This is a genomic window from Parasphingorhabdus sp. (assembly GCF_036964675.1).
Classification (GTDB): Bacteria; Pseudomonadota; Alphaproteobacteria; order Sphingomonadales; family Sphingomonadaceae; genus Parasphingorhabdus.
This window is the reverse complement of record NZ_JBALTF010000057.1, coordinates 15,308-19,324: the sequence shown is the minus strand read 5'-3', so window position 1 is coordinate 19,324 and position 4,017 is coordinate 15,308. Positions and strand designations below refer to the sequence as shown.

At 59.2% G+C, this 4,017-nt stretch carries 5 protein-coding genes and 1 pseudogene; 2 read left to right on the top strand and 4 right to left on the bottom strand.

What is annotated here, in order from left to right; genetic code table 11:
* The 4 genes from V7665_RS10455 to V7665_RS10440 all read right to left on the bottom strand — a co-directional run.
* Positions 1–257: hypothetical protein (locus V7665_RS10455; protein WP_335664481.1), on the bottom strand; the 257-nt coding region annotated here is incomplete at its 3' end.
* 28 nt (positions 258–285) lie between these two features.
* A complete protein-coding gene (locus V7665_RS10450; RefSeq protein WP_335664480.1) occupies positions 286–750 on the bottom strand; it encodes a DUF411 domain-containing protein in 465 nt (154 codons plus the stop codon).
* 12 nt (positions 751–762) lie between these two features.
* Positions 763–1,434 carry a DUF2231 domain-containing protein gene (locus V7665_RS10445; RefSeq protein ID WP_335664479.1) on the bottom strand — a complete coding sequence of 224 codons (672 nt, stop codon included), beginning with the start codon at positions 1,432–1,434 and terminating at the stop codon, positions 763–765.
* On the bottom strand, positions 1,431–1,706 hold the full coding sequence (locus V7665_RS10440; protein ID WP_335664478.1) for a metal-sensitive transcriptional regulator: 276 nt from the start codon (positions 1,704–1,706) through the stop codon (positions 1,431–1,433). Before V7665_RS10440 ends, V7665_RS10445 begins: the two co-directional genes overlap by 4 nt.
* Positions 1,707–1,751: 45 nt before the next feature.
* On the opposite strand from V7665_RS10440, the gene V7665_RS10435 reads away from it, so the two are divergent.
* Both V7665_RS10435 and V7665_RS10430 read left to right on the top strand, forming a co-directional pair.
* Entirely contained in the window at positions 1,752–3,602 is a 1,851-nt protein-coding gene (locus tag V7665_RS10435) for a copper resistance system multicopper oxidase (protein WP_335664477.1), read from the top strand.
* A pseudogene (locus V7665_RS10430) lies at positions 3,599–4,017 on the top strand (hypothetical protein); the annotation flags it as partial. The gene V7665_RS10435 and the pseudogene V7665_RS10430, both read left to right, overlap by 4 nt.

Below are 4,017 nucleotides of genomic sequence, written 5' to 3'. Positions count from 1 at the left end.
TGGTCCATCGTTGAATGGTCCATGTTGCCCTGATCCATCTTGCTGTGGTCCATCTTGCTGTGGTCCATCTTGTCGCCTTCCATCATATGGCAGACTTTTTTGCCGTCCTTGTCGGTCATGCAGCATTTCATGGTGCCATCTTCGGTCTTCTCGCACTTGTGGGCTTCAGAACCACCTTCATGATGCTCGGCAAAAACCGCGCTGGGGGTGCTTAACGCGAAAACGGCGGCTGAGATCGAGAGTGTAAATCTGTTCATTTTCAATTCCTTCTGGGGGTTGTGATGGTCAATTATAGCTGGCGAATACGCGTTGGCCCTGGGGACCAAAGGCGATCACCTGATAGGGTTGTTTCATGTCCTGATATTCCATCCCGGGTGATCCTACCGGCATGCCGGGAACCGCGAGGCCGGTCACATTTTCCGGTTTTTCGCGGAGCAATTTCTGAATCGCTTCAGCCGGGACATGGCCCTCGATGACATAGCCTTCGACTATCATCGTGTGGCAGGCGCGCAGATCGTTGGGCACACCGTGCAGATCCTTGACCATCTGCATATCGGCATTTTCAGCGGTCACTTCGGCATTCAGACCAGCCGAGGCATGATCCGCCCATTCCAGACAACAGCCACAGCCGGCGTCCCGGTACATCGTATAGCTTGCCGCCTGCACTGCGGTCGAACAGGCCGCGAGCGAGACCAGCAACAGCCCGGCAGCGCTTGTGTCCCGCATCGATTTTGCAATAGCTCCGATCATCAAATTTTCCTTTCACATATTCATGTGGTTGGGGCCGAGAGACATTTCCGCTCCCCAATAGCTTTGAAACAATAACGCAATGGCGATTCCGGCGAGAACCAGGCGGATCAGCAGGCGGTCGGATTTCGCGCGATATATGATCGCCGTAGCCAATATGCCCGCCAAAGCAATGCCGGTGCCGGTCCAGCGGTGCAGGCCGAGCGTTTCCGAGCGATCGGACATTCTGACACCCGCCGCGAGCCAGCCCAGCAGTGCGGCCAACAGGCCGCCCGCTGCACCGGTATAAACGAGAAATCTTACGGTCGGCTCCAGGCCCGATGCCGGACGCGCGAATAATATGAGTTCGGCAAGACCGGCGGCCAGAAACAGCGCAATCGGAAAATGGACTAGCGCCGGATGCAGCCGACCGAGAAAATCGGCGGTGTGGAAGGCGACGGCTTCGCTATGGTCCGACATCATCTCGCTGTGAATATCCGCTGACATCGCGCCATTGGCTGGATCGGCAATGACTGCCTCCCGAGCTGTTGTTCCCGTTGCGCCGTCATGCACTTCCTCCGCAGCCTGCCGCATTTCCACCAGCTCTGCGTCGCTCATATCCTGGCGATGCGCTTCGTGGGCATAAGCGGCGGGCAGCGACGTCGCGAGGATAAACATCAGCAGCAGCGAGGCGAGCCATCTTGTCACCGTTTCACTTTCTCAAACAGGTCGATCAGTTCGTCAAATTTCTCTTTCTGTTCGGCGGGACTGCCGGTCGCGATCGCCTCGCTGACGCAGCAGGCGGCATGGTCTTTCAATATCTGGCTCTCGACCTTTGCCAGCGCGGCCTTCACCGCCTGCACCTGATGCAATATGTCGATACAATAGCGGTCTTCGGTGATCATCTGGGCGATGCCGCGCACCTGTCCTTCAATCCGCCGAAGCCGGGTGATTTTCTGATCCACTGCACCTTTGGCCATATTTTCCCTCTTGTCTTGATACCCTATGGGGGTATATATGAAGCTATGCAAAATTCCAAGATGAAATATTCCCGCCGCTCGATGATCGGCTCGCTCGCTGCGTTGAGTGGCCTGGCCGCGCTGCCGATGCCCGCCTGGGCCACTGGCAATATCGGCGGCAAGATGGGCCGCCACAATGGTGGTTCCGTACGCAAGGGCATATCTGAACTGTCCGGCGCGCAAATCGACCTGCATATCGGCGAGGGCAGTTTTGCCACCGGCGGCCGCACCGGCCATGCGATTGCGGTCAACGGCTCGGTGCCGGGACCGCTGATCCGGCTGAAGGAAGGCGAAAAGACGCTGCTCTCCGTGCATAATATGCTGAATGAAGACAGCTCGGTCCACTGGCACGGCCTGCTTTTGCCGTTTCAGTTTGATGGCGTGCCGGGAATCAGCTTTCCCGGGATCAAGCCGGGCGCGCGCTTTGACGTGCCGCTGACGCCGCGCCAGTCGGGCACTTACTGGTGGCACAGCCATAGCGGTCTGCAGGAACAGGTCGGCCATTATGGCCCGATCATCATCGATCCCGCTGGCCCCGATCCGGTCGAATATGACCGCGAACATATCATCCTGCTGAGCGAATTCACGCCGATGCATCCGCATCAGATCATGAAGAAGCTGAAGGTCGGCGAAGGCTATTTCAGCATGCAGAAGACCAGTGCGACGGACGATTATCCGTTGAGCGAGCAAGACCGGCTGATGTGGGGACGGATGCGGATGATGCCGACCGATATCGCCGATGTCTCGGCGCCGACCTATACATATCTGATCAACGGCCACGGGCCGGACGACGGGCTGGAACTGCCCTACAAGCCCGGCGAGCGGGTCAGGTTGCGGATTATCAACGGCAGCGCGATGAGCTTCTTCAATATTCGCCTGCCCGGCCTGCCGATGACGGTGGTGCAGGCGGACGGCCAGAATGTGCAGCCGGTCGAAGTCGACGAACTGCAGATCGGCGTTGCCGAGACCTATGACGTGATTGTCACACCGACCGAAGCGGGTGCCTTTGCGATCGCGGCGGAGAGCATGGACCGCAGCGGCATGGCGCAAGCCTCGCTGACCTCGCAGCCGGGACGCAAGGCCGCCTTCCCTGCCCTGCGCGATCCGCCTCTGCTGACGATGGTGGACATGGGCATGAACCATGGTGGTGGTGCAGAACCGTCCGAACCCATGGACCATAGCAAGATGGACCATGCGGCAATGGGTCACGCCATGCCGGAAGCGGCACCAGCCGACGCGCACAGCGGTCATGATATGGCCGGGATGGACATGGCAGGCATGGATATGAGCGGCATGAACATGCGCGACACGTCGCTGCTGCCCGACACGGTGAAGGTCGGGCCCGGCATCGACATGGTGGCGATGGCACCGCAGGACCGCACCGGCTTTCCCGGGCTGGGCCTCGATGCTGTGCCGCACCGGGTGCTCAATTACCGGATGCTGAAATCACTGGCGATGGATCATCACAAGCGCGCACCGGACCGCGAGATGGAACTGCATCTGACCGGCAATATGGAACGCTATATGTGGTCGTTCGACGGCAAGAAAATGAGCGCGGTGGGCGATGATCCGATCCGCTTCGGCTATAATGAACGCGTGCGGGTGAAGCTGGTCAACGACACGATGATGGCGCATCCGATCCACTTGCACGGCATGTTCTTCGAGGTCGTCAACGGCCAGGGCCATTTTCAGCCGAAAAAGCATACGGTGATTGTCCAGCCGGGCAGCAGCGCCAGTTTTGACGTGACCACCGACGAGCCGGGCGACTGGGCCTTTCACTGCCATCTGCTCTATCATATGCACGCCGGGATGATGCAGACGGTCAGCGTCGCCTTTCCCGAAGGGGCGGCGTCATGAGAGCGCTGATGATAGCATTGTTGCTCGGCGCTTCGACGCCTGCGCTCGCCCAGCATGAGGGGCATGTCATGCCGATGCCGGCAAAACCGGTCGCGAAAGCCAAACCGGCGCCCGAAGCTGTGGCCAAGCCGAAAGCGGCGCCTGCGACAGCGGCGGCGAAACCAAAGACCAAGACGCCAGCGGTCAAAGCTGCTCCGGCAAAGCCGGCACCGATGGACCATGGCGCGATGAACCATGGCGCCATGAACCATGGCGCGATGGACCATGCGGATATGGATCAGGGCGAGCAACAGGCTGCGCCGATGGATCATGGCCAGATGGACCATGACCAAATGGATCAGGGCCAAATGGATCAGGGCCAAATGGATCAGGGCCAAATGGATCAGGGCATGATGAACCATGATGGAATGAATCA

What these genes read in the sequence shown, in the direction of transcription:
- V7665_RS10435 (WP_335664477.1), top strand. Translation starts at nt 1,752, where the DNA reads ATGCAAAATTCCAAGATGAAATATTCCCGCCGCTCGATGATCGGCTCG.
- V7665_RS10440 (WP_335664478.1), bottom strand. Translation starts at nt 1,706, where the DNA reads ATGGCCAAAGGTGCAGTGGATCAGAAAATCACCCGGCTTCGGCGGATT.
- V7665_RS10450 (WP_335664480.1), bottom strand. Translation starts at nt 750, where the DNA reads ATGATCGGAGCTATTGCAAAATCGATGCGGGACACAAGCGCTGCCGGG.